This window comes from Nonomuraea sp. NPDC023979, assembly GCF_040639085.1.
GTDB lineage: Bacteria > Actinomycetota > Actinomycetes > Streptosporangiales > Streptosporangiaceae > Nonomuraea > Nonomuraea ceibae.
This window is the reverse complement of sequence record NZ_JBEZZG010000034.1, coordinates 1-22,422: the sequence shown is the minus strand read 5'-3', so window position 1 is coordinate 22,422 and position 22,422 is coordinate 1. Positions and strand designations below refer to the sequence as shown.

18 protein-coding genes are annotated in these 22,422 nt (G+C 70.8%); 7 read left to right on the top strand and 11 right to left on the bottom strand.

What is annotated here, in order from left to right:
• Window positions 1-47: 47 nt before the first annotated feature.
• Window positions 48-704, top strand: coding sequence for a GNAT family N-acetyltransferase (locus AB0G11_RS39265; RefSeq protein WP_357591722.1), 657 nt, complete (start codon window positions 48-50; stop codon window positions 702-704).
• Here the strand turns inward: AB0G11_RS39265 and AB0G11_RS39260 are convergent.
• The 3 genes from AB0G11_RS39260 to fbaA form a co-directional block, all read right to left on the bottom strand.
• A complete protein-coding gene (locus tag AB0G11_RS39260; RefSeq protein WP_219498968.1) occupies window positions 685-1,968 on the bottom strand; it encodes an adenylosuccinate synthase in 1,284 nt (427 codons plus the stop codon). The genes AB0G11_RS39265 and AB0G11_RS39260 overlap by 20 nt on opposite strands.
• A gap of 98 nt (window positions 1,969-2,066) precedes the next feature.
• The gene (locus tag AB0G11_RS39255) at window positions 2,067-2,477 is read right to left on the bottom strand and encodes a DUF3151 domain-containing protein (RefSeq protein WP_219498970.1); all 411 of its coding nucleotides are present in this window, start codon (window positions 2,475-2,477) and stop codon (window positions 2,067-2,069) included.
• Between the two features lie 34 nt (window positions 2,478-2,511).
• Window positions 2,512-3,534 (bottom strand): class II fructose-bisphosphate aldolase, encoded by a 1,023-nt coding sequence (fbaA, locus tag AB0G11_RS39250; protein ID WP_219498972.1) that lies wholly within the window; start codon window positions 3,532-3,534, stop codon window positions 2,512-2,514.
• 135 nt (window positions 3,535-3,669) lie between these two features.
• On the opposite strand from fbaA, the gene AB0G11_RS39245 reads away from it, so the two are divergent.
• Window positions 3,670-4,092, top strand: coding sequence for a hypothetical protein (locus tag AB0G11_RS39245; protein ID WP_219498974.1), 423 nt, complete (start codon window positions 3,670-3,672; stop codon window positions 4,090-4,092).
• A gap of 1 nt (window position 4,093) precedes the next feature.
• On the opposite strand, the gene pyrE is transcribed toward AB0G11_RS39245, so the two are convergent.
• On the bottom strand, window positions 4,094-4,627 hold the full coding sequence (pyrE, locus tag AB0G11_RS39240) for an orotate phosphoribosyltransferase (protein ID WP_219498976.1): 534 nt from the start codon (window positions 4,625-4,627) through the stop codon (window positions 4,094-4,096).
• A 121-nt stretch (window positions 4,628-4,748) separates the two neighbouring features.
• On the opposite strand from pyrE, the gene AB0G11_RS39235 reads away from it, so the two are divergent.
• Both AB0G11_RS39235 and AB0G11_RS39230 read left to right on the top strand, forming a co-directional pair.
• Complete coding sequence (locus AB0G11_RS39235) at window positions 4,749-7,097, top strand: sigma-70 family RNA polymerase sigma factor (RefSeq protein WP_357591720.1); 2,349 nt, start codon at window positions 4,749-4,751, stop codon at window positions 7,095-7,097.
• A 184-nt stretch (window positions 7,098-7,281) separates the two neighbouring features.
• Window positions 7,282-8,523: an NYN domain-containing protein gene (locus AB0G11_RS39230; RefSeq protein ID WP_357591807.1), complete on the top strand. Its 1,242-nt coding sequence runs from the start codon at window positions 7,282-7,284 to the stop codon at window positions 8,521-8,523.
• 84 nt (window positions 8,524-8,607) lie between these two features.
• Here the strand turns inward: AB0G11_RS39230 and AB0G11_RS39225 are convergent, their stop codons facing one another.
• On the bottom strand, window positions 8,608-9,195 hold the full coding sequence (locus AB0G11_RS39225; RefSeq protein ID WP_357591718.1) for an HD domain-containing protein: 588 nt from the start codon (window positions 9,193-9,195) through the stop codon (window positions 8,608-8,610).
• Between the two features lie 12 nt (window positions 9,196-9,207).
• Window positions 9,208-10,323, bottom strand: coding sequence for a helix-turn-helix domain-containing protein (locus tag AB0G11_RS39220; protein ID WP_357591716.1), 1,116 nt, complete (start codon window positions 10,321-10,323; stop codon window positions 9,208-9,210).
• Window positions 10,324-10,491: 168 nt separating this feature from the next.
• On the opposite strand from AB0G11_RS39220, the gene AB0G11_RS39215 reads away from it, so the two are divergent.
• Window positions 10,492-10,854: a hypothetical protein gene (locus tag AB0G11_RS39215; RefSeq protein WP_357591714.1), complete on the top strand. Its 363-nt coding sequence runs from the start codon at window positions 10,492-10,494 to the stop codon at window positions 10,852-10,854.
• Between the two features lie 408 nt (window positions 10,855-11,262).
• Here the strand turns inward: AB0G11_RS39215 and AB0G11_RS39210 are convergent, their stop codons facing one another.
• A complete protein-coding gene (locus AB0G11_RS39210; RefSeq protein ID WP_219498983.1) occupies window positions 11,263-11,889 on the bottom strand; it encodes a response regulator in 627 nt (208 codons plus the stop codon).
• 3 nt (window positions 11,890-11,892) lie between these two features.
• Window positions 11,893-16,068 carry a HAMP domain-containing protein gene (locus tag AB0G11_RS39205; protein ID WP_219498985.1) on the bottom strand — a complete coding sequence of 1,392 codons (4,176 nt, stop codon included), beginning with the start codon at window positions 16,066-16,068 and terminating at the stop codon, window positions 11,893-11,895.
• A gap of 120 nt (window positions 16,069-16,188) precedes the next feature.
• Here AB0G11_RS39205 and AB0G11_RS39200 point away from each other — a divergent pair, with 120 nt between their 5' ends.
• Window positions 16,189-17,733 carry a GAF domain-containing SpoIIE family protein phosphatase gene (locus tag AB0G11_RS39200; protein WP_246643607.1) on the top strand — a complete coding sequence of 515 codons (1,545 nt, stop codon included), beginning with the start codon at window positions 16,189-16,191 and terminating at the stop codon, window positions 17,731-17,733.
• Between the two features lie 204 nt (window positions 17,734-17,937).
• Here the strand turns inward: AB0G11_RS39200 and AB0G11_RS39195 are convergent, their stop codons facing one another.
• From AB0G11_RS39195 to rho, 3 genes are all read right to left on the bottom strand, one after another.
• Complete coding sequence (locus tag AB0G11_RS39195; protein WP_357591712.1) at window positions 17,938-19,704, bottom strand: prolyl oligopeptidase family serine peptidase; 1,767 nt, start codon at window positions 19,702-19,704, stop codon at window positions 17,938-17,940.
• Window positions 19,705-19,848: 144 nt separating this feature from the next.
• The gene (locus AB0G11_RS39190; protein WP_357591710.1) at window positions 19,849-20,814 is read right to left on the bottom strand and encodes a putative RNA methyltransferase; all 966 of its coding nucleotides are present in this window, start codon (window positions 20,812-20,814) and stop codon (window positions 19,849-19,851) included.
• Window positions 20,814-21,878, bottom strand: a complete 1,065-nt coding sequence (rho, locus tag AB0G11_RS39185) for a transcription termination factor Rho (protein WP_357591708.1) — start codon at window positions 21,876-21,878, stop codon at window positions 20,814-20,816. Before rho ends, AB0G11_RS39190 begins: the two co-directional genes overlap by 1 nt.
• A gap of 316 nt (window positions 21,879-22,194) precedes the next feature.
• Here rho and AB0G11_RS39180 point away from each other — a divergent pair, with 316 nt between their 5' ends.
• Window positions 22,195-22,335, top strand: coding sequence for a hypothetical protein (locus tag AB0G11_RS39180; RefSeq protein WP_219498993.1), 141 nt, complete (start codon window positions 22,195-22,197; stop codon window positions 22,333-22,335).
• The last annotated feature ends 87 nt before the right edge of the window (window positions 22,336-22,422 follow it).

Genomic DNA, 22,422 nt, shown 5'->3' with positions numbered 1-22,422 from the left:
GAATTTAACGCGATAAATGCAACAGTCTTGCAATAAGATGCACAACCATGACGGGGGCTCTCAAAACTACCCAAATAGACACGGTCAGGGCATGGGTCGACGGGTGGGTGATCTCCCGCGACACCCCGCCCCCCGTGCCCGAACCCTGGGGCTACCGCGTGGACGTCGGCCTGCCCGGCCACCTCGTCCGCCACGTCCTGCCCGCCCCGACACCGGCCCTCATCCAGCACCTGACCGGTACGATCACCGCCCCCGGCACCTGGCTCAAGCTCTGCGCCCCGGCCGACCTGATCGCGCCCTGGCTGCCCGCCGGCTGGGACATCGAGCCGCCCGAGTTCATGATGACCGCCGCGCTGCGCCCCGAGCCCGTCAAGGCGCCCGCCGGCTACACGACGGCCGTCACCACCCGCTCCGGCGTCACCGTCGCCCGCCTCCTCACGACGGCGGGCGAGATGGCCGCACGCGGCCAACTGGCCGTCGCCGGCCGCACCGCCGTCGTCGACCGGGTCGAGACCGCCCCCGGCCACCGGCGGCGCGGCCTCGGCAGCGTCGTCATGCGCACGCTGACAGCCGCCGCCCACGCGGCGGGCGCCACCGGCGGCGTGCTGGTGGCCACCCCCGAGGGCCGGGCGCTCTACGAACGCCTCGGCTGGCGGCTGCACTCGCCGATGACGGCGGCCGTGCTCAGATCAGCGAGCGGATGACCAGCGTCTGGTCACGGCCCGGGCCGACGCCGATCGCCGAGATCGGCGCGCCGCTCATCTCCTCCAGCGTGCGCACGTACGCCTGGGCGTTCGGCGGCAGGTCCTCGAACGTCTTGGCGCCCGTGATGTCCTCCTGCCAGCCGGGGAACTCCTCGTAGATCGGCTTGGCGTGGTGGAAGTCCGTCTGCGTCATCGGGATCTCGTCATGCCGCGTGCCGTCCACGTCGTACGCGACGCACACCGGGATGCGCTCCAGGCCCGACAGCACGTCGAGCTTGGTGAGGAAGAAGTCCGTGACGCCGTTGATGCGGGTCGCGTACCGGGCGATGACCGCGTCGAACCAGCCGCAGCGGCGGTTGCGGCCGGTCGTGACGCCGTACTCGCCGCCCGTCTGGCGCAGCCACTCGCCCATCTCGTCCTCCAGCTCCGTGGGGAACGGGCCGGAGCCGACGCGGGTCGTGTAGGCCTTGAGGATGCCGATCACCCGCGTCAGCCGCGTCGGCGGGATGCCCGAGCCGGCGCAGGCTCCGCCCGAGGTGGGCGAGGACGACGTGACGAACGGGTAGGTGCCGTGGTCGATGTCGAGCAGCGTGCCCTGCCCGCCCTCCAGCAGCACGAACTTGCCCTCGTCCAGCGCCTTGCTCAGCACCAGCGAGGTGTCGGCGATGTGCGGCTTGAGCCGCTCGGCGTAGCCGAGGTACTCCTCCAGGACGGCCTCGGGCTCCAGGCCCCGCCGGTTGTAGAGCTTGGTCAGCACCTGGTTCTTCTCGCCCAGCGCGACCTCGATCTTCTTGGCCAGGATGCCCGGGTCGAGCAGGTCCTGGACCCGGATGCCCACGCGGTAGATCTTGTCGCCGTAGGCAGGGCCGATGCCCCGGCCGGTGGTGCCGATCTTGGCCTTGCCCAGATAGCGCTCCGTGACCTTGTCCAGCGCCTTGTGGTGCGGCATGATCAGGTGCGCGTTGGCGGAGATGAGCAGCCGCTCCGCGGAGATGCCCCGCTCGGCCAGGCCGTCGATCTCCCCCAGCAGCACGCCGGGGTCGATGACGACGCCGTTGCCGATCACCGGGACCACCTCCGGCGACAGGATGCCCGTAGGCAGCAGGTGAAGCGCGTATTTCTGGTCACCGATGACCACGGTGTGACCCGCGTTGTTGCCACCCTGGTAACGGACGACGTAGTCGACGTCGCCACCGAGCAGATCGGTGGCCTTGCCCTTGCCCTCATCGCCCCACTGGGCGCCCACGAGAACGGCAGCCGGCATTGTTCAGTCTCCCGAGCACAAAACGAAACCCCTGGCGCAAGCGCGACAGGGGCTCTTGCGTAGAGAGACTACCCGAACGTGCGCATTCGTCCCAAGGGCTAGCCCTTGGTCAGCGCGTCGTAACCCGTCTGGGTGCTGTCCCTGAGGAACTGCGCGCACCGCTCGGCCTCGTCCTTCTCGCCGATCGCCTGAGCCGCCCGCGACAGCGCGTACAGGCAGCGCAGGAACCCCCGGTTCGGCTCGTGCTCCCACGGGATCGGCCCGTGTCCCTTCCAGCCGCTGCGGCGCAACTGGTCGAGGCCCCGGTGATAGCCGGTGCGGGCGAACGCGTAAGAGGTGACGGCGTGACCCTGCGCGAAGTATTCCTCTGCGAGCGCGGCCCAGGCCGCCGGGAAAGCGGGGAAGCGGGCGGCCACGTCCGAGGCCTTGGCGCCGGATTCCAGGGCCTCCCGAGCCTCGGGCAGGTCCGGCAGGTGAGTCGGGGGTGGCCCGGCGAGAAGGTTATCCATAGGACAAGTCATACCCGCCGGGCCGCGTACGTGGCTAGGAGATCTTCGTCCCACTGGACTTCAGGTGCTCGCACGCCTCGGCCACCCGGGCCGCCATGCCCGCCTCGGCCGCCTTGCCGTAGGAGCGCGGGTCGTACGCCTTCTTGTTGCCCACGTCGCCGTCGACCTTGAGCACGCCGTCGTAGTTGCGGAACATGTGGTCGGCCACCGGCCGGGTGAACGCGTACTGCGTGTCGGTGTCGACGTTCATCTTGACGACGCCGTACGAGATCGCCTCGTGGATCTCCTCCAGCAGCGAGCCGGAGCCGCCGTGGAAGACCAGGTCGAACGGCTTGTCCTTGCCGTACTTGGCGCCCACCGCGTCCTGGATCTCCTTCAGCACGCTCGGCCGCAGCTTGACGTGGCCCGGCTTGTAGACGCCGTGCACGTTGCCGAACGTGGCCGCCAGCATGTAGCGGCCCTTCTCGCCCAGGCCGACGGCCTCGGCCGTGGCCAGCGCGTCACCGGCGGTCGTGTAGAGCTTCTCGTTCATCTCGCCGACGACGCCGTCCTCCTCGCCGCCGACGACGCCGATCTCCATCTCCATGATGATGTTGGCGCGGGCGCACTTGTCGAGGAGCTCCTTGGCGATCTCCAGGTTCTCCTCCAGCTCCACGGCCGAGCCGTCCCACATGTGGGACTGGAACAGCGGGTCGAGGCCCTTCGACACCCGCTCCAGCGAGATGTCGATCAGCGGCCGCATGAAGCCGTCGAGCTTGTCCTTGGGGCAGTGGTCGGTGTGCAGCGCCACCGTGACCGGATACTTGGCGGCCACCACCCTGGCGTACTCGGCCAGCGCGGTCGCGCCCGTCACCATGTCCTTGACCGTGGCCCCGGACAGGAACTCGGCGCCACCGGTGGACACCTGGACGATGCCGTCGCTCTCCGCCTCCGCGAAGCCGCGCAGCGCCGCGTTAAGGGTCTGGGACGAGGTCACGTTGATCGCCGGATAGGCGAACCCGCCGGCCTTGGCACGGTCGAGCATCTCGGCGTAGACCTCTGGAGTCGCGATAGGCATGAGTCATCTCCCTGAGAAGTAACGGCTTCGCGCAGCCAGTATCCCGGTCTGTTACCCGCCGTGGTAGAGACAACGCCCGCGCGATCTTTCGCGACCATCCGGAACGGAGCGTTACCACCGGGTACTCTCCCCACTGTGGGACGCCACAGGTCGGATCCGATGGGCCTCGCCCGCATGGCACTCGCCGTGCTGGCGGTCATCGCCGTGGTGGCGCTGCTGGTCATCGGCGTGCGGGCACTGCTCAGCTCGCTCGACACCACGGCGCCGCCCGGCCGCGCCCACACCTCGGGCACGCCGTCGAGCGGCGGCCGGGTGCCCACCGTGCGCATCGAATGCCTGGCCGACACCTGCCCGATGGTCACCGTCCGGGTTCCCGGCGGCGACGTGCTCCAGCACCGCGACATGACCCGCGGCGAGGAGGTCAGCTACTACGAGCCGGAGCTCGACGTGGTGCTGACCGACGCCGGCACCGTACGGGTCACCGAGAACGGCAGCACCAGGCCCCGCGGCGACGCGGGCGAGCAGGAGGAGTTCACCGTCACCGGCCCCGGCGAGTGAGTCAGAGCCCCAGGTCGGCGAGCGTGAAGGCGGTGCGGTAGTCGAGGCCCTCCTCGGCCATCCGCGCGGCGGCGCCCCGGTCGACGATCGTCGCCACGGCCACCACCTCGGCGCCCGCCTCGCGCAGCGCCTCCACGGCGGTCAGCGGCGACGAGCCCGTCGTCGAGGTGTCCTCCACCGCCAGCACCCGGCGGCCCTTGACCTCCGGGCCCTCGATCCGGCGCTGCATGCCGTGGGCCTTCTGCGCCTTGCGCACCACGAACGCGTCGAGTGAGCGCCCCTGCGCCGCCGCCGCGTGCAGCATGGCGGTCGCCACCGGGTCGGCGCCCAGCGTCAGCCCGCCCACGGCGTCGAACTCCAGGTCGGCCGTCAGCTCCAGCATCACCCTGCCGACCAGCGGCGCGGCGACCCCGTCGAGCGTGATGCGGCGCAGGTCGAGGTAGAAGTCGGCCTCCCGCCCGGAGGAGAGCACCACCCGGCCGTGCACGACGGCCTTCTTCTTGATCTCGGCCAGCAGGCTGTCGCGGTCACTCATGTCCCCAGCTTAGGACCACCGCTCCGGGAGCCTGACGCAGGCAAAGACACGCGATCGGTTTAACCACGGGGGTGGGTGCGGAATGACTCCCAGGGCAACGGTTCGTAACCGTGAGGTCACTATGAGTGCCGAAACATCCCAGAGCGACGCAGAACTCATCCAAGCCGTCCGAGGAGGCGACGCCACCGCATACGGCCGGCTCTACGAACGCCACGTCGCCGCCGCCCGCGTCCTGGCCCGCCGGCTGGTGCCCGACGACGAGGCCGAGGACGTGGTGGCCGAGGCGTTCACCCGCGTTCTCGACGTGATGGGCCGAGGCGACGGCCCCGAGGCCGCCTTCCGCACCCACCTCCTCACCGTCGTCCGGCGCACCGCCGACCACCGCACCCGCCTGTCCACCGGCCCCGAGACGGCGGACGACGAGCCCGTGCGCGCCCCGGCCGCCGTCGCCTACCAGTCGCTGCCCGAGCGCTGGCGGGCCGTCCTGTGGCACGTCGAGGTCGAGGGCGCCCGGCCCGCCGAGGTCGCGCCGCTGCTCGGGCTGTCGGCCAACGGCGCGGCCGCGCTCGCCTACCGCGCCCGCGAGGGCCTGCGCCAGGCCTACCTGCAGACCCGGCTCACCGCCTCGCCGCCCCTGGAGTGCCGCCCGGTGCTAGGAAAGCTCGGCGCGTACGTCAAGGGCGGGCTGACCAGGCGCGAGTCCAAGCCCGTCGACGAGCACGTACGCGGCTGCGACGCCTGCCGGACCGTCCTCGCCGAGCTGACCGACGTGCGCCGCGCCCTGCGCACCGTCGTCGCGCCGCTCCTGCTCGGCCCCGCCGCCGGCGGCTACGTCGCCGCCATGTCCTCGCCCGTCAGGCTCCGCGTCCGCCGCACCCTCGCCTGGGTCCGCGCCCTGCCCGGCCGCCAGCACGTCGTGGTCGCCACCGGGGCGCTCACCGTCATGGCCGTCGCCGCCGCCTTCGCCCTCGTCTCCGCCGACCGGCCCGATACCGCGCCGGTCTCCCAGCCGCTGCCCATCGAGCCGTCGCACGCCGAGCCGCCGTCGTCCCGGCCGCGCCCCGCCCCGCCGTCGCGCGTCCCGGCCCCGCCGTCGCGCGTCCCCGCCCGCGAATCCGCCGGCCCGCCTGCCGGAACCCCCGCCAAGGCCCGCCTGACGGCCACGATCAGCGCCATGGGCGCCCTGGTCCGCGACCGCCCCGGCATCGTCGCCATGCGCCTGCGCAACACCGGCAAGAAGGCGACCGCCCCGGTCTACGCCGCCATCGACCTCCCGCCGGGCGTCACCCCCGTGCCCCCGGGCGCCCGGCCCTCCGGCGTCACCTCCTCGACGCGCACGTCCCCCGCCACGCACGGCCGGGCCGCCCCCGTCGGCGCGGTCGACGGCTGGTCCTGCCGGCTGGCTGGGCGCGGCGTCCGGTGCGCCAGGCGACCCCTCGGGGCGGGCGAGGCCACGGCGGTGTTCCTGCGCGTCCAGGTCGCCTCCGCCGCCCCCGGCGGCGAGGGGCCCACGCTCAGGGTCGAGGCGGGCCCGCTCCGAGCGCGCGCCGAGTCGGCTGCGGGCGTACGCGCCTCCGGGGCCCCCGCCAGGTTCGCCGCGGACGGCAAGGTCGCCGTACGGGCCACGGGCAACTCGTTCGTCGACTGCCCGGACGGCCACGACGACTGCGCGATGGCCCGGCGACGCCACGGCGACCAGCGCGACAACGACCTGTGGCCGATGCGCCCGCAGGACCAGGACGACGAGCCTGACACGCCCGTCTCCAGCGCGGCCCGGCTCGCCCTGCCCAAGGGCGCCCGCGCCGTCTGGGCGGGCCTCTACTGGTCGGCGGGCGCCCCGGAGGCCGGCGAACCCCAGGAGGTCGCGCCCGTCAGGCTCAGGGCCCCGGGCCGCAAGCGTTACGTGGAGATCCGGCCGACCCACGTCGACTGGGCGGAGCTGCCGTCAGGCCCCGCCTACCAGGCGTTCGCCGAGGTCACCAGCCTCGTCAACGCCGTCAACAGGTCCGGCACGTGGTGGGCCGCCGCCCCGCGCGCGGACCTGCCCGGGCATGCCGGCTGGAGCCTGGTGGTCGTCGTCTCCGCCCCGGACGTCCCGTACAGCAGGGCCGTCGTCCTCGACAGCGCCGCCGTGGTCGGCGGCGAGCACGATCTCGTACGGATGCCGCTCGGCGGGCTGGGACGCGGGGCCGCCGACGCCAGGGCGCAGGTCGTCGTCTGGGAGGGCGACGCCGACCTGAAGGGGGACAAGGTGTCGCTCGGCACGGGTCCGCTCACGCCGTCGGGCGGCGACCGCGACCGGGACAACGTCTTCGACGGCTCGTCCGGCGGGGCCGGCGGGATGACGTTCGGGGTCGACGTGGACACGATCACCGGGCGGCTCGGGTCGCGGCCGTGGGTGTCGATCGCCTCGGAGCGGGACGCGGTGATGTTCGGGGTCGCGGCCGTGAGCGTGCGCGCAGAGCCGTGACCAATAACGGGACAAAATGGTACCGTGCGGCTTGTTGGTCAGGCATAACGTCGGCGGCGGGGCGAATCGTCGGGATTAACCCTCGCGCGATCACTTGCTTTCATTACCCTGGGACAGGGCCGCCGAGTCCGGCTCTCACGGTGCGGAGCCAGCAAGTCGGACCACCAGGAAAGGGGCCGTGTCAGTGGATCGCTGCGCGCTGTTCGTGGACGCCGGCTATCTGCTGGCTGACGGGGCGATGGCCGTGCATGGGACTCGCCATCGCGAAGCCGTCTCCTGGGACTATCCGGGGCTGTTGCAGCTCATGTCGAGCCTGTCGCGCGAACGCACCGGCCTGCCGCTGCTGCGCTGCTACTGGTACGAGGCGACGGTCGAGGGCCGGCACACCCCCGAGCACGACGCGCTCGCCGACATCCCCGGCCTCAAGCTCAGACTGTCGCGCATCCGGCCGGGCCGCCGCGAGGGCGTCGACGCCCAGGTGCACCGCGACCTGATGACCCTGGCCCGCAACAACGCCATCTGCGACGCGGTCGTGGTCAGCGGCGACGAGGACCTGACCCAGGTCGTGTGCGACGCCCAGGACCTCGGCATCCGCGTCACCGTCGTCAACATCGCCGCCGAGGCCAGCTCCGCGAGCTGGGCCGTCTCGCGCACGCTCCGGCAGGAGAGCGACGACCTCATCGAGCTCGGCGGCGCCCACCTGCGCCCGTACGTCACGCTCGTCACCGGCGCGACCGAGGCGTCCAACGGCCACCACCACCAGCCGCTCGGCAACGGCCAGGGCGCCCACTCGCTCCCGGCCGCCGCGCTGCCGCCGTCGCTGCCGTCGGCCCCCACCAGCACCGGCAGCCACGCCGTCCCGCAGCCCGGCCCGAGCACCCCACCGCCCGCCCAGCCGTCGCCCCAGCCGTCCTCGGGGTCGTCGCCGGGCCGCGCCCAGCCGCCGCCCGCGCTGCCCACCTACACCTTCCAGGCCGACCCGGCCCCGGCGTCGCCGTCACCCGCCCCGGCCACCGGCCCCGTCCCCCAGCAGCAACAGCAACCGCAGCAGCAGTCGCCGACGACCGGCCAGTTCTCCTCGCCGTCCAGCGCCGGCACCTACCCGTCGCAGCTCGGCACCTCCTACACCGGCCCCCAGGCCGCCCCGGTGTCACCCCCGTCGGCCGCCACGGCCGGAGCCACGACGCTCGCCGACGCGGTCAAGTCCGCCCACCGCGAGGGCCACGACTTCGGCGAGTCGGTCGCCCGCGACGCCCCGGCCCTCTGGCTCGAAGCCGTCCTCGCCCGCAAACCGCGTATGCCCTCCGACCTGGAGGCCCGGCTGCTGCAGGGCTCGTCGCTGCCCATCGACTTCCTCCTGCACGACGAGGTCCGCCACGCCCTGCGCCGCGGCTTCTGGGACGCCCTCGAACGCGCCCGCCACTGACCCACAACCCCAGCCTGCCCACGTCGGAAGTTCTGGCGGGGGCATCAAAGCCGACCGACTCCCGGGCCTGCGATGCCCCAGGAGTTATCGGGCGTCTTGGTCCTCGCCGAGGACGCGCACCATCCATTCCAGGGAGCCGGTGCGGAGAGCCTCGTCGGCCAGGCACTTGGCGGATGCGGTCGTGAGGGCGGCAAGGGAGCTGTCGATCCACGGTTGTACGTTCTGATGCCCCTGCTCGCGATACTCGATCGCCTGGATCAGGCACTCCAGCTTGTCGGCGTCCCGGGCGCAGATGGCCTCCAGGCTGGTCCTGTCCTCATACTCGCCGACCGCGCCGCTGACCACCCGGGCCACGGCCTCGGGGACACCGCGCATCTGGTCGGAGGTGACCTGCTCGTTCGAGACGGCCTTCAGGTAGCGCTTGCCGATGTAGGGGATGTCGGTGACGCGCGTCTCCTGGGTGTCGTGGAACAGGCTCATGAACGCCGCGCGTTCAGGGTTGCCGCCCTCCATGGCAGTGATCACGGCAGCGATGATCGCGGTACGGAAGGAGTGGTCGGCGATGCTCTCGGGGGCCTGGACACCCGCGACCAGCCATCCGGTGCGCTTGTACCGCTTGAGCAGGCCGATCTCGTACAGCAGACCGGTCACCCTGGCCAGTTCCTCCGCCATGGAAGTCCCTTCTCATCCTCGGTGGATCATGCGCAGAGCGTAGATGATCGCCTCAAGTTCCCGCTGCGACTGCACCGACACGGTGTCCTCCTCCAGCGTGCGCGTAGCGGCCTGCCTGAGATCGTCGGCGGTGTGCGGGTCCAGTGTCGACGGGCGCAACATGACCAGCGCCCACAGCGTGTGCGCGACCACGTCGACGTAAGGGTTGGTGGAGTACAGCTTGCCGACCAGGTGCCGCAGCAGCTCGGTCCCGCGCCAGGCGTGCGGGTCCAGCTCGACCATGAAGGTGTCCGCTGACTGCGGCTCGCTGACCTCGCCGAGCCAGTAGGCCCAGTAGTTGAGATTGGCGATCTCACAGACCTCCTCGGCCAGGCGCGTCCGGATGAAGTGCTGCAAGGCTTCGCGGTCGCCGAAGCGTGCCAGGGAATGGGCTCCGGACCGTAGGACCGCCCATGACGGCGTCCACTGGTCAGCTCGGCGCGTCCGGCGTTCCTCGGCGCGCTGCATGGTCGCGAGCCAGTCAGGGGTGTCATCGCCGTCGTCGAACCCGGCCACGTAATGCGCCTGGCGGCGGAGCAGCATGCCGTCCACCCTGTCGGCGTCGGCATTCTCGGTTGCGGCTCGCAGATGCGTGAAGAAGTGCGCACGCTCATCCGGCAGCAGAGAGGGGGCTGTGGCGACCGGCCCGCGGCGGCCGGTCATTCGTGCCGCTCCGGCCAGGCCGGATGGGACGGTTGCCGTGAACGGCCATGCCACGAGATCGGTGAACGGACGCGTGATCACCCATGATGCGAGCGGATGGTCTACGGCTGAGGGCTTGTCGGCCTTGGCGCTGAGCACGTAACCGACGAACCGGTCCGCCTCAAGGGCCATGTCGAGTTGCATCAGCAACCGGAATTGTGCGCCGAGCCGCAACAGTGCATGCCGTAGCGACAGGTAAGCACCTGTGGAGATCGCCATCAGCGGGCGGCGTCCGGACTCCCACCCCTGAATCGTCGTGATGTCGACGGCCATACGCTCGGCGAACCGCTCCTGAGTGAGTCCTGCCGACTCGCGAATGATCTTGAGTGCGTAGCCGGAGATGCGGCCTTCGCGGGCATGGTCGCCATTACCCCGACCCCCGGTCATGGTTGTCGCTCCACGAGAGGTCATCACAGGTGGTCACCGCCGTCGGTACTCGTACTTCCGGTCAGTTCTGCGGCATCCGCATGGTTCCTAGCGTTGCTACCAGCACGGACAAGCCCATCCAGGCTATCCCGCAGGGGCTTGGGGAGGCCGACTGATCAGGTGGGAGCAATGGAATCGCCACCCGGAACACCGATCGTCAGAGGCGCGGTCGACGGCTCCGTCTGTCTTCCGCCCTGGACGGCTTCTGCTGAGCGGTTGGCGTCGGCCCTGCGTGATCTCGGCGTCGCCGGCGATGTCCACGATGGGGAGGGCATCGCACTGGTGTCGGTGTGGGCGGACCTCATCGTATGGACTGATGGCCACTGGTATCGGTGGTGGACCGGGCAGAACTCGGAGAAGACCGGTCGGCGCCTCTACCGGGTCTACGGCACCGGCAACCCGGACACAGTGGCGCGGGCCGTCGCACTGCGCTGCACCGAACTCCAGGAAACCCGCCGGCTGGTGCAGCCGGTCGTGGAGAGCCCTTCGTGATCGCGCTGGAGGGTGAGTGCCTCAGCCCGCACGTGGCCATGGCCCAGCGGGGCCACATCCGACTCGACTGGCGGACGCCGTACCGGACGCTGGAACGGATACGACCGATGGCTTGGACGTGCGTGTGCCGGGCCACGGTCTACGAGCTGTGCCCGGGCGGGGGACAGGCGTTCATCCGGAGGACCGTGCAACTCGATGGCACACCGGAGATCCACGAGACTCCGCGCTGGCCGGCCAACGAAGCTCGGGTGATCTGGGCGGCGTTGCTGTCGGGAAGAGCCCGGTAGGACGGGCGTGGAGGTCTCACGTCTGCGGCGTCCAGGGGAAGCTGACGACCAGCACGCCGCCGTCCGGCCCGTACGGCCCGATCGGGCAGGCGTACGGGCCGCGACGGGCAGGTCGGGTGGGTCAGGACAGGGCGTCGAAGCCGGCGCGCAGGTGGAGGACGCGCTCGGCGAGGTCGCTCAGCGGCCCGGCCAGCGTGGGGTCCTGGGCCTTGCGGGCCAGCTCCCGCACCCGGGCCAGCTCGTCCTCGACGGCCGTCAGGCGGCGGGAGAGCTCCGGCAGGACGCTCCCGTCGGGGGTGTCCGGCGGCAGCTCGCCGGCCAGCCGCTCACGCAGCATCGACGCCTGCTCGGCCAGTCGCTTGTGCATGTTGTACAGCTCGGCGAACACCGACACCTTGGCCCGCAGCACCCACGGGTCGAACGGCTTGGTCAGATAGTCGACCGCGCCCGCCGCGTAGCTGCGGAAGGCGTAATCGGGCGCGCTGTCGACCACCGTCAGGAAGATGATCGGGATGTTACGGGTGCGCTCCCGCCGCTTGATGTGCGCGGCGGTCTCGAACCCGTCCATGCCGGGCATCCGCACGTCGAGCAGGATGAGCGCGAACTCGGTGTTGAGCAGCGCCTTGAGCGCCTCCTCACCCGACCTGGCGCGTACCGGCACCAGGTCGAGCGAGCTGAGGATGGCCTCGAGCGCGATGAGGTTCTCCTCGCGGTCGTCGACCAGCAGGATCTTGGCCCGATCCGCCATGGATCACGACCCTTCCGGGGAGGAGGATTCGGGTGCGGCGGCGCGGCCGCGGCTCAGCCAGCCGCGCAGCCGTTCGAGCAGGCGGTCGACGTCGACCGGCTTGGGCACGTAGTCGGAGGCGCCGGAGGCGATGCTCTTCTCCCGGTCGCCGCGCATGACCTTGGCCGTGAGCGCGATGATCGGCAGGTCGGCGAACTGCGGCATGCGCCGGATGGCCGAGGTGGTGGCCCACCCGTCCATTTCCGGCATCATGATGTCCATCAGCACGAGTGCGACGTCCTCGTTCCGTTCGAGCTGCTCGATCCCCTCACGACCGTTTTCAGCGTAGACGACCGTGGAGCCGTGCCGTTCGAGCACGCTGGTCAGCGCGAACACGTTGCGGATGTCGTCGTCGACGATGAGGATCTTGGCGCCGTTCAGCGGGTCCTCGCCCTGCCACTGGCTGGTCTCGACCGGGGCCTCCACCAGCTCGGGCAGCGGCAGGTCGAGCGGCAGCGGCGGCTCTGGCGAGGTCGACTCGGGCTCCTCGATCGAGGCGGTCATGAGCTGCCTGCGCGGGGCGCCGCCGTCGGTCGCGGCCAGCGGGCCCGTGTAGGAGGCCGGCAGGTAGAGGGTGAACGTGCTGCCCTTGCCGAGCTCGCTGTCGACGTGGATCTCGCCGCCCAGCAGGCGGGCGATGTCGCGGCAGATGGCCAGGCCCAGGCCGGTGCCGCCGTACTTGCGGCTGGTGGTGCCGTCGGCCTGCCGGAACGCCTCGAAGATGACCTCGCGCTTGTCGGGCGCGATGCCGATGCCGGTGTCGATCACCTGGAAGGCGAGCAGGTCGGGCGCGGCGTGCAGGGTCTCGTCGTCGAAGTCGACGTCGGTCGGCGCGGGCGCCACCCGCAGCTTGACCTCGCCCTTCGGGGTGAACTTGACCGCGTTGGACAGCAGGTTGCGCAGCACCTGCTGCAGGCGCTGCTCGTCGGCGCGCAGCTCCTGCGGCACGTCCGGGTCGACGTCGACGGCGAACGCCAGCCCCTTGTCGGCCGCCAGCGGCGCGAACGCGGCCTCCAGCAGGTCGACCATCTTCGGCAGCGACACCTGTATCGGGTGGATGTCCATCCGGCCCGCCTCGACCTTGGACAGGTCGAGCATGTCGTTGATGAGCTGGAGCAGCGCCGACCCGGCGCCGTGGATCGTCCGGGCGAACTCGACCTGCTGCGACGTCAGGTTGCCCTCGGCGTTCTCCGTCAGCAGCTTGGCCAGCACGAGCAGGCTGTTGAGCGGCGTGCGCAGCTCGTGCGACATGTTGGCGAGGAACTCGTTCTTGTAGCGCGAGGACACCGCGAGCTGCTCGGCGCGCTCCTCCAGGGTGCGGCGGGCCTGCTCGATCTGGAAGTTCTGGATCTCGATGGCGCGGTTCTGCTTGGCCAGCAGCGCCGCCTTGTCCTCCAGCTCGGCGTTGGACCGGCGCAGCTCCTCCTGCTGGCGCTGCAGCTCGTCGGAGCGTTCCTGCAGCTCGCGCGTCAGCCGCTGCGACTCGGTCAGCAGGTCCTCGGTGCGCGAGTTGGCGATGATGGTGTTCATCGTGACGCCGATCGTCTCCACGAGCTGCGTCAGGAAGTCGAGGTGCACCTCGCCGAACGGCGTGAACGAGGCCAGCTCCAGCACACCGAGCACGCGGCTCTCGAACAGGACCGGCAGCACCACGATCTGCGCCGGCGTCGACTGACTGAGCCCGCTGTCGATCGTGATGAACTTCGGCGGCACGTCGTCGAGGATGATGTGGCGCCCTTCGGCGGCGGCCTGCCCGACGATGCCCTCGCCGAACGCGAACCGCTGGCGCGGACCACGATCCGGCCGCACCCCGTAGCCGCCGATCAGCAGCAGCTCGTGCTCGCCCTCGGGGTCGACGCCGTAGAAGGCGCCGTAGCGGGCCGACACCAGCGGCGTCAGCTCGCTCATCGTCAGCTTGGCCACCTCGAACAGGTCACGGTGGCCCTGCATGAGCCGGGAGATGCGGGCCAGGTTGGACTTGAGCCAGTCCTGCTCCTGGTTGGCCTGGGTGGTCTCGCGGAGGTTGGCCACCATCGAGTTGATGTTGTCCTTCAGCTCCGCCAGCTCGCCCTGCGCCTCGACGGCGATCGACCGGGTCAGGTCGCCGCGCGCCACGGCGCTGGTGACGGTGGCGATGGCGCGCACCTGCGTGGTGAGGTTGCCCGCCAGCTCGTTGACGCTCTCGGTGAGCCGCTTCCAGGTGCCCTCGACGCCCTCGACCCGGGCCTGGCCGCCGAGCTGCCCCTCCGAGCCCACCTCGCGGGCCACCCGGGTCACCTCGGAGGCGAACGACGAGAGCTGGTCGACCATCCGGTTGATGGTGGTCTTCAGGGCCAGGATCTCGCCCTGGGCGTCGACGTCGATCTTGCGGGTGAGGTCGCCGTTGGCGACCGCGGTGGTGACCTCGGCGATGTTACGCACCTGCGAGGTCAGGTTGTTGGCCATGAAGTTGACGTTGTCGGTGAGGTCCTTCCAGACGCCCGACACGCCGCCCACCCGCGCCTGGCCGCCGAGCTGTCCCTGGGTGCCGACCTCGCGGGCCACCCGGGTCACCTCGTCGGCGAACGACGAGAGCTGGTCGACCATCGTGTTGAGGGTGTCCTTGAGCTGCAGGATCTCGCCCTGCGCATCGACGGTGATCTTCTTCGACAGGTTGCCCTGCGCCACCGCCGACGACACCGCCGCGATCTGCCGCACCTGAGAGGTCAGGTTGTTGGCCATCGAGTTGACGTTGTCGGTGAGGTCCTTCCACACGCCCGACACGCCGCGCACCTGCGCCTGGCCGCCGAGCTGGCCCTCCGTGCCGACCTCGCGCGCCACGCGGGTCACCTCGGAGGCGAACGAGGACAGCTGGTCGACCATCGTGTTCATGGTCGACTTGAGCTCCAGGATCTCGCCCTGGGCGTCGACGTCGATCTTGCGGGTGAGGTCGCCGTTGGCCACGGCCGTCGTCACCTGGGCGATGTTACGCACCTGGTAGGTGAGGTTGTTGGCCATCGAGTTGACGTTGTCGGTGAGGTCCTTCCAGACGCCCGACACGCCCTTCACCTCGGCGCGCCCGCCCAGCTTGCCCTCGGTGCCCACCTCGCGGGCCACCCGGGTCACCTCGTCGGCGAACGACGAGAGCTGGTCGACCATCGTGTTGAGGGTGTCCTTGAGCTGCAGGATCTCGCCCTGCGCGTCAACGGTGATCTTCTTCGACAGGTTGCCCTGCGCCACCGCCGTCGCCACGGTCGCGATGCTGCGCACCTGGTAGGTGAGGTTGTTGGCCATCGAGTTGACGTTCTCCGTCAGGTCCTTCCAGACCCCGGACACGCCCGTCACCTGCGCCTGACCGCCTAGCTGCCCCTCGGTGCCCACCTCGCGGGCCACCCGGGTCACCTCCTCGGCGAAGCCCGAAAGCTGGTCGACCATCGTGTTGACGGTGTTCTTCAACTCGAACATCTCGCCCACGGCGTCGACCGTGACCTTGCGGCTCAGGTCGCCCTTGGCCACCGCCGTCGTCACCACCGCGATGTCACGCACCTGCGCGGCCACGCGGGACGACATCGTGTTGACCGCCTCGGTGAGGTCACGCCAGCTCCCGGACATGCCGCGCAGATTGGCGCTGCCGCCCAGCCGGCCCTCGGTGCCGGCCTCCCGCGCGACCCTCGTCACCTCGGAGTTGAACAACGCGAGCTGGTCGACCATGCCGTTGATCGCCTTGCCCAGGCGGCGCACCTCGCCCCGGGCCGACCGGTCGAGATCGATCCGGCGCGACAGGTCACCCTTGGCCACCGCGTCGATGACGTCGGCCGCCCCGCTCACCGGGCTCACCAGCGCGTCGATCAGCATGTTGACCGACTCGACGCTCTCCGCCCAGGCCCCCACGCCCGGCCCGGGCGTCAGCCGCTCGCCGAACCGGCCCTCCTTGACAACTTCCTTGCGCACCCGGACCAGCTCGTTGGCGAGGTGCTCGCGACGGTCCGCGACCTCGTTGAGCAGCAACCGCACCTCGCTGAGGATCCCCGGGGGCGCGTACGGGACCCGCCGCCGGAAGTCGCCGTCACGCCAGGAGAACAACGTCTCCAGGATCGGCACGAGATCCGACTCGGTATAGGTCCTCTCCTCAGGACTTGGCGCGGCCTTGGCCGTTGTCATGGGGCCTCCTTCACCCACCGGTGACTCCGGCGAGTGATTCAAGTCTGTCACGATGAGTAGCTCGTAGTCCTGTCCTTGGATTTACCCCAAGTCAGCGGGAAGTGTGGTAGGCACGTACGGATGACTGCTTCTCCCCATGCGGTGCTCGCCGCGACCTTCGCACCAGGCGAGACGGCCGTGACGGACGCGATGAGGTTCACGCGCGAGGTGATGACCGCGTGGGCCACCGGAGGCATGCTCCACATCGCCGAGCAGGTCGCGGGCGATCTCGCCGAGCAGGTGGTCGACGAACCGTTCGAGGTTATCTGGAAGCACCTGGGCGGCGCTGTCCAGGTCGAGTTGAAGCAGCGAAGCACATCATCGGGCGATCCGAAAGCTCCCTCCGTCACCGTCGAAGAGTGGGGGATCACCTTCGCGGGCGATTCCCGTGTCCATTGGGCTAGGCTCACGCTACCCGGCGCAAAGGGCGCAGAGTCCTCCGAATGGCTGGAGCAGACCTCCCGCGGCCCCCACTGGCTCGGCTTCCTCGCCGACGCGAGCGACCTGCTCGCCGGCACCCTCGACCCCGACATGGTGCCCGCCATCATCGCCCAGATCGTGGTGCCGCGCCTGAGCAGCTGGTGCGGCGTCTACACCGCCGAGAGCGAGGCCGGGCCGCAGCGCCTGGTCTACCTGTGGCACGCCGACGAGGCCCGCATCGACGCCCTGCGCGAACAGCTCGACGAGATGGACGTCACCGCCGTCGGCTCCCGCGCCACCTCCACCTTCCACCTGCCCGACGCCAACGTGCTCGCCGTCCCGCTGACCGCCCGCGGGCGCAGCCTCGGCGTCATGTGCCTCGGCCGCGCCGACCGCTTCCCCGACGAGGTCATCCAGCTCGCCGAGGACATCGGCAGGCGGGCCGCGCTCGCCATGGACAACGCGCGCGTCTACGCCCAGCAGGCCGCCGCCAACCGCGCCCTGCAGCGCAGCCTCCTCCCGCCCAACGAGCCCGAGGTGCCCGGCCTCGACTACGGCGTCGTGTACGAGCCCGCCGGCGAGGTCAACGAGGTCGGCGGCGACTTCTACGACCTGTTCAAGGCCGGCGACGACTCCTGGCGGTTCGCGATCGGCGACGTCTGCGGCACCGGGCCCGAGGCCGCCGCCGTCACCGGCCTGGCCCGCCACACCCTCCGGCTGCTGGCCCGCGAAGGCTACGGCGTCGCCGCCGTGCTCGGGCGGCTCAACCAGGCCATCCTCGAAGAGGGCGAACGGGCCCGGTTCCTGACGCTGCTGCACGGCGACATCTCGCCCGCCGACAAGGGGCTGGAGGTGCGGCTGGTCTCCGCCGGGCACCCCGAGGCGCTGCGCCTCAAGCCCAACGGCGTCGTCGAGGGCGTGACCACGCCACAGTCGCTGCTCGGCGTCTTCCCCGAGGTCGTCTTCGAGGCCGACACCATCCACCTCGACCCGGGCGACGTCCTGCTCGCCGTCACCGACGGCGTCACCGAACGACGCTCCGGCGGGCGGCTCCTCGACGACGACGGCGGCCTGGCCAAGATGCTCGCCGAATGCGCCGGCCTGTCGGCCCGCGCCGTCGCCGAACGCATCCGCCGCGGCGCCGCCGACTTCGCCGCCGGGCCCAGCGCGGACGACCTCGCCATCCTCGTCCTCCGCGCCCGCTGACGCACCTTCCAGGGAGCCCCACTCCGGAGCGCCCCACCCTTAAGGGGAGGGCCGCTCCCACCGTGTTGGCTCCCCACCCACCCGAGGGGACGCTCCTGGGAAGCGGACAGACGGGATGTCCCGCCTCAGGGGCATTCGGCCTGGGGGCGCTCTGTCCCGAAGGCGCCCCAGGGAGCTCCCTTCCCAAGAGGGCGCCCGCTTCCGTCAGGGGACGTGGAGGTGTTTGCGGGCGAAGTCGAGCTGCAGGGCCATCTGGGTGATGCGCTCGGCGACGACGAGGGTGCCGCGGACGGAGCTGTACGTGTACAGCTCGTGCTCGCAGCCGCGTTCGGCGAGCTGGTCGACGTACATGCGCACCTGCCGGAGCGGGCTGCGCATGTCGTCCTCGCAGGCGAGGATGAGCACCGGGCTCTTGACCTGGTCGACGTACGTGATGGGCGAGCTGGCGGCGTAGCGCTCCGGCTGTTCGTCGGGGGAGCCGCCGAGCAGCGCGCGGTGGTAGGCGCGCAGGCTCTCGCCCTCGTCCTCGTAGGCCGTCTGGTGGCAGGCGATGGGCAGGGCGGCGATGCCGGCGGCCCAGAGGCCGGGCTGGGTGCCGAGGCCGAGGAGCGTGAGGTAGCCGCCCCAGCCGGTGCCCGACAGGAGGATGCGGTCGGGGTCGGCGATGCCGCGGGCGGCGACGTACTGGCGGACGGCGGCGACGTCGGCGAGTTCGATGTGGCCGACGTCGAGGCGGAGGGCGTCGCGCCAGGCGGAGCCGTAGCCGGTGGAGCCGCGGTAGTTGACGCGGATGACGGCGAAGCCGGCGTCGACCCAGGCGGCGACCTCGGGGGAGAAGGAGTCCTGGTCGTGTTCGGCGGGCCCGCCGTGGAGCATGAAGACGGCGGGGAACGGCGCGGAGCCGGTCTCGGGCCGGTTGACGAGGGCGTGGATGCGTCCGCCGGGGCCGTCGACGTCGAGGTCTTCGACGGGGACGCTGGGCGGGGCGGCGGGGCCGCCGGCGTTCATCACGACCTGGCCGGTGCTGGAGCGGATGACGGGCGGCCGGGAGGCGCTGGACCAGGAGTATTCGACGTGCCCGCCGGGGCGGGGGATGGCGTCGTCGATGACGCCGTGGGGTGTGTCGATGAGGGTGAGGCCGCCGCCGGCGAGGTCGTAGCGGTGCAGGTGGCTGCGGGCGCGGTCGCCGCGCAGGATGAGCAGGCCGCGGCCGTCGTGGTACCAGTCGGCGGTGAGGTCGCCGGAGTCCTTCAGCCAGATCTCGCGCTGTTCGCCGGTGACGGGGTCCCAGACGAGGGGTTCGTGGCGGTTGCGGCGTTCGTGGAGGGCGAGCAGGCGGCGGTCGCCGGGCACGGGGGCGAAGGTGAGGCCGTGGATGCCTTTGCCGGGGCCGTCGTAGAGCTCGCTCACGGTGGCGCCGTTCTGGCGGATGACGCGGAGCGCGGGGTGGCGGAAGCCGCCGTATTCGCCGTGGTTGATGGCGATGAGTTCGCCGTCGAGCGACATGTCGGTCACCCAGGCGGCGTCGGGGTGCTCGTACAGCAGGCGGCTGGGCTCGCCGGCGCGGGCCAGGTGGATGCGGAAGGCGCCTTCGCTGGCGAGGGTGAGCGCGACGAGACCGGTGGTGGACAGCGCGATGCCGCCGGGCTGGCCGGGCGGCAGGTCGGGGGCGACGGGCTCGGCGGGGCCGCCGGAGAACGGCTGGCGGAACCATCGGCCGAATTCGTCGCCGTCGGTGTCGGCGAACCAGTAGACCCATTGGCCGTTGGGGTCGATGGCGGCGTAGGAGGTGCCGCCGGGGCGTTCGGTGACCTGGCGGGTGGCGCCGGTCGCCCGGTCCCAGGCGTAGACCTCCCAGGTGCCGGTGACGTTGGAGCGGTAGATGGAGCGGCTCGGCGCTCGTCGGGCCCAGGTGGGCAGCGACATGCGCGACGCGCGGAACCTGGCCTGCCAGCGTTCCTCCGCCTTCATCCGGCGAGCCCCCTCCCTCTGTGGCCCGTGCCGTCCCGGCGCGGGTTGCCGTCCAGTATTACGCCTGTGTCGCGGAAATACTCCGGGAATATGGGGGAATTTCGGACTAAATGCCCCATCAGTAACACCTGTCCCACTCATCCGTCAAGGAACGGGTCTTGCGTAAGGTGTCACTTCGAAGGTAGATAGAGAAAACGCCGCGTTCACGACTACTTTTCCCCGCTTTTTCGTGACTCTGGGGGAGAAATAGCTCGAAATTCTCTCCTCCAGCTCCGCCGTCCCCGTGTGCCACGCGCTCGGCCCCATCCCCACGACCTGGAGCACGTCGGCCGGCCCCAGCTCCATCTCGAACGCGACCTCCTGCCGCGCGGTCTCGGTGAACCCCTCCAGGCTCCGGGCCACCCGCCGCTCCTTGTCGGCGTCGACGGAGAGCAGCCCCAGCTCCTCGACCAGCGGGCTCAGGTGGCCGCCCGTCGGCGTCACGACCACGACCGCCCCGCCCGGCCGCAGGATCCGGCGGAACTCCGGCCCGTTGCGCGGCGCGAACACGTTGATCACCACATCGGCGGCTCCGTCGCGGATGGGCAGCGTGCGCCAGACGTCCGCCACGAACGCCCCCGCCCGGGGATGCGCCCGCGCGGCTCGCCGTACAGCATGTTTGGACACATCGAAGGCCATCCCAACGCCACGCCCCGCAGCCGTGAGCACCGCCGAAAGGTAATAGCCGGTCCCCGCACCGGCGTCAACGATCACCGGCCGGTCCGCAAGCGCTTGCGGTGCCGGGCCGGAACCCATTTCGGCACTACCGTACGCCTTCGCGGCCTCTCCGTCAGGCAAGTGTGAGAACGATTCGGTATGACTGAGAACGCTCCCACCGAGCGCCCTGGCGAGCGGCGCGTAATGCCCCGCTTCGAGGAAGCTCGAACGCGCCGCGACCATCTCCGCGCTGTCGGCGGTCCCCGGCGGGCGGGAGCCGACCAGCAGGCTCACGTAGCCCTGCTTGGCCACGTCGAAGGAGTGTCCCCGTGCGCACCGCAGCGCGTCGGCGTCGAGCCGCACCGGCTCCCGGCAGACCGGGCAGGCCAGGTGTCCGACGATGTCAGCCAGCATCAGGCCATTGTGGCCGAGGTCAGGAACGCCGCGTTGGAGGGGGTGTCGCGCAGCTTGCCGACGAGCATCTCCATCGCCTGCTGCCGGTCCAGGCCGCTCAGGCTGCGGCGCAGCCGCCATACGATCTGCCGCTCGCGGTCGGGCAGCAGGATCTCCTCGCGGCGGGTGCCGGAGGCGTCCAGGTTGACGGCCGGGTAGAGGCGCCGCTCGGCCAGGTCGCGGGCCAGGTGCAGCTCCATGTTGCCGGTGCCCTTGAACTCCTCGTACAGGCTGTCGTCCATCCGCGAGCCGGTCTCGACGAGCGTGGTGGCGAGGATGGTCAGCGAGCCGCCGCCCTCGACGTTGCGGGCGGCGCCGAAGAAGCGCTTGGGCGGGTAGAGCGCGGCGGCGTCGAGGCCGCCGGTGAGGGTCTTGCCGCCACCGGGCGCCAGGTTGTTGTAGGCGCGGGCCAGCCGGGTCAGCGAGTCGAGCAGCAGCACGACGTCCTGACCGGCCTCGACCAGGCGCTTGGCGCGTTCGATGGCGAGCTCGGCGATCGCGGTGTGGTCGCGGTCGGGGTGGTCGAAGGTGGAGGAGAAGATCTCGCCGCGCACCGTGGCGCGCATGTCGGTGACCTCCTCGGGCCGCTCACCGACGAGCAGCGTCATGAGGTGGACCTCGGGGTGGTTGCGCGTGACCGCGTCGGCGAGCGCCTGGAGGACCATCGTCTTGCCGGCCTTGGGCGGGGCGACGATGAGCCCGCGCTGGCCCTTGCCGATGGGCGCGAACAGGTCGATGACCCGGGTGCTGAGCGATTCGGTCTCCAGGTGGAGACGCTCCTGCGGGTGTACGGGGGTCAGCTCGGCGAAACGCGGCCGGTTCCGCCAGTCGGCGTGGCCGTTGACGGTCTCGACGCTGACGAGCTTGCCGCCCGACGCCTCGGCGACGACGTGGTCGCCGGGACGCAGGCCGTACTGCTGGATCTGGGCCGGGCTCAGGCGCAGGTCGCCGGGGCCGGGCAGGTGGTCGATGCGGATGTGGGCGGCCTTTTCCCGTACGTCGAGAAGGCCCTTGTGAACAGACATGGTGAACCCCTTGAGGGTGCGCCGAACGAAGGAGAACGCCGGCGGGAAATGAGAAGACCGGCCCCGCGAAGAGGGGGCGGTGAGATCAGCGGAGCTTGAAGCTCAACGCTGGGGGCAACGTATCACACGTCGCTGTCCATGCAACGCCTAGTCCTGTTGGGCTATTCCCGGGGGATTCCTCGTGTCCCGGCGCGCGTTCGGGGCAGCGGAACGTAACAATGTTCTTCTCCGCTCCCTCTGCGTCCGAGCAAGCGAGCTGCAGGACCTTTGCAATGCGCCGAAGGTTCCATGGAGAAGAGAACCCTAGGGGGATGAGATGAACAGCACCCGCTGCCCGCGCTGCCACAGCGAGCTCGACGAGGGCCCGATCATGTACCGGTGCGCGACCTGCTGCCGCGCCGTCTACGCGGCCGACCTGGAGAACGAGTACGTGCCGCGCGAGCCCGTGGCCGCCTAGATGATTGATTCCAAGGGGTGGAGATCAGCTGTTCGGCTGCGGACATGAAGCGAGGGCGTTCAAGATCCGTTTGTGACGACAGAACTG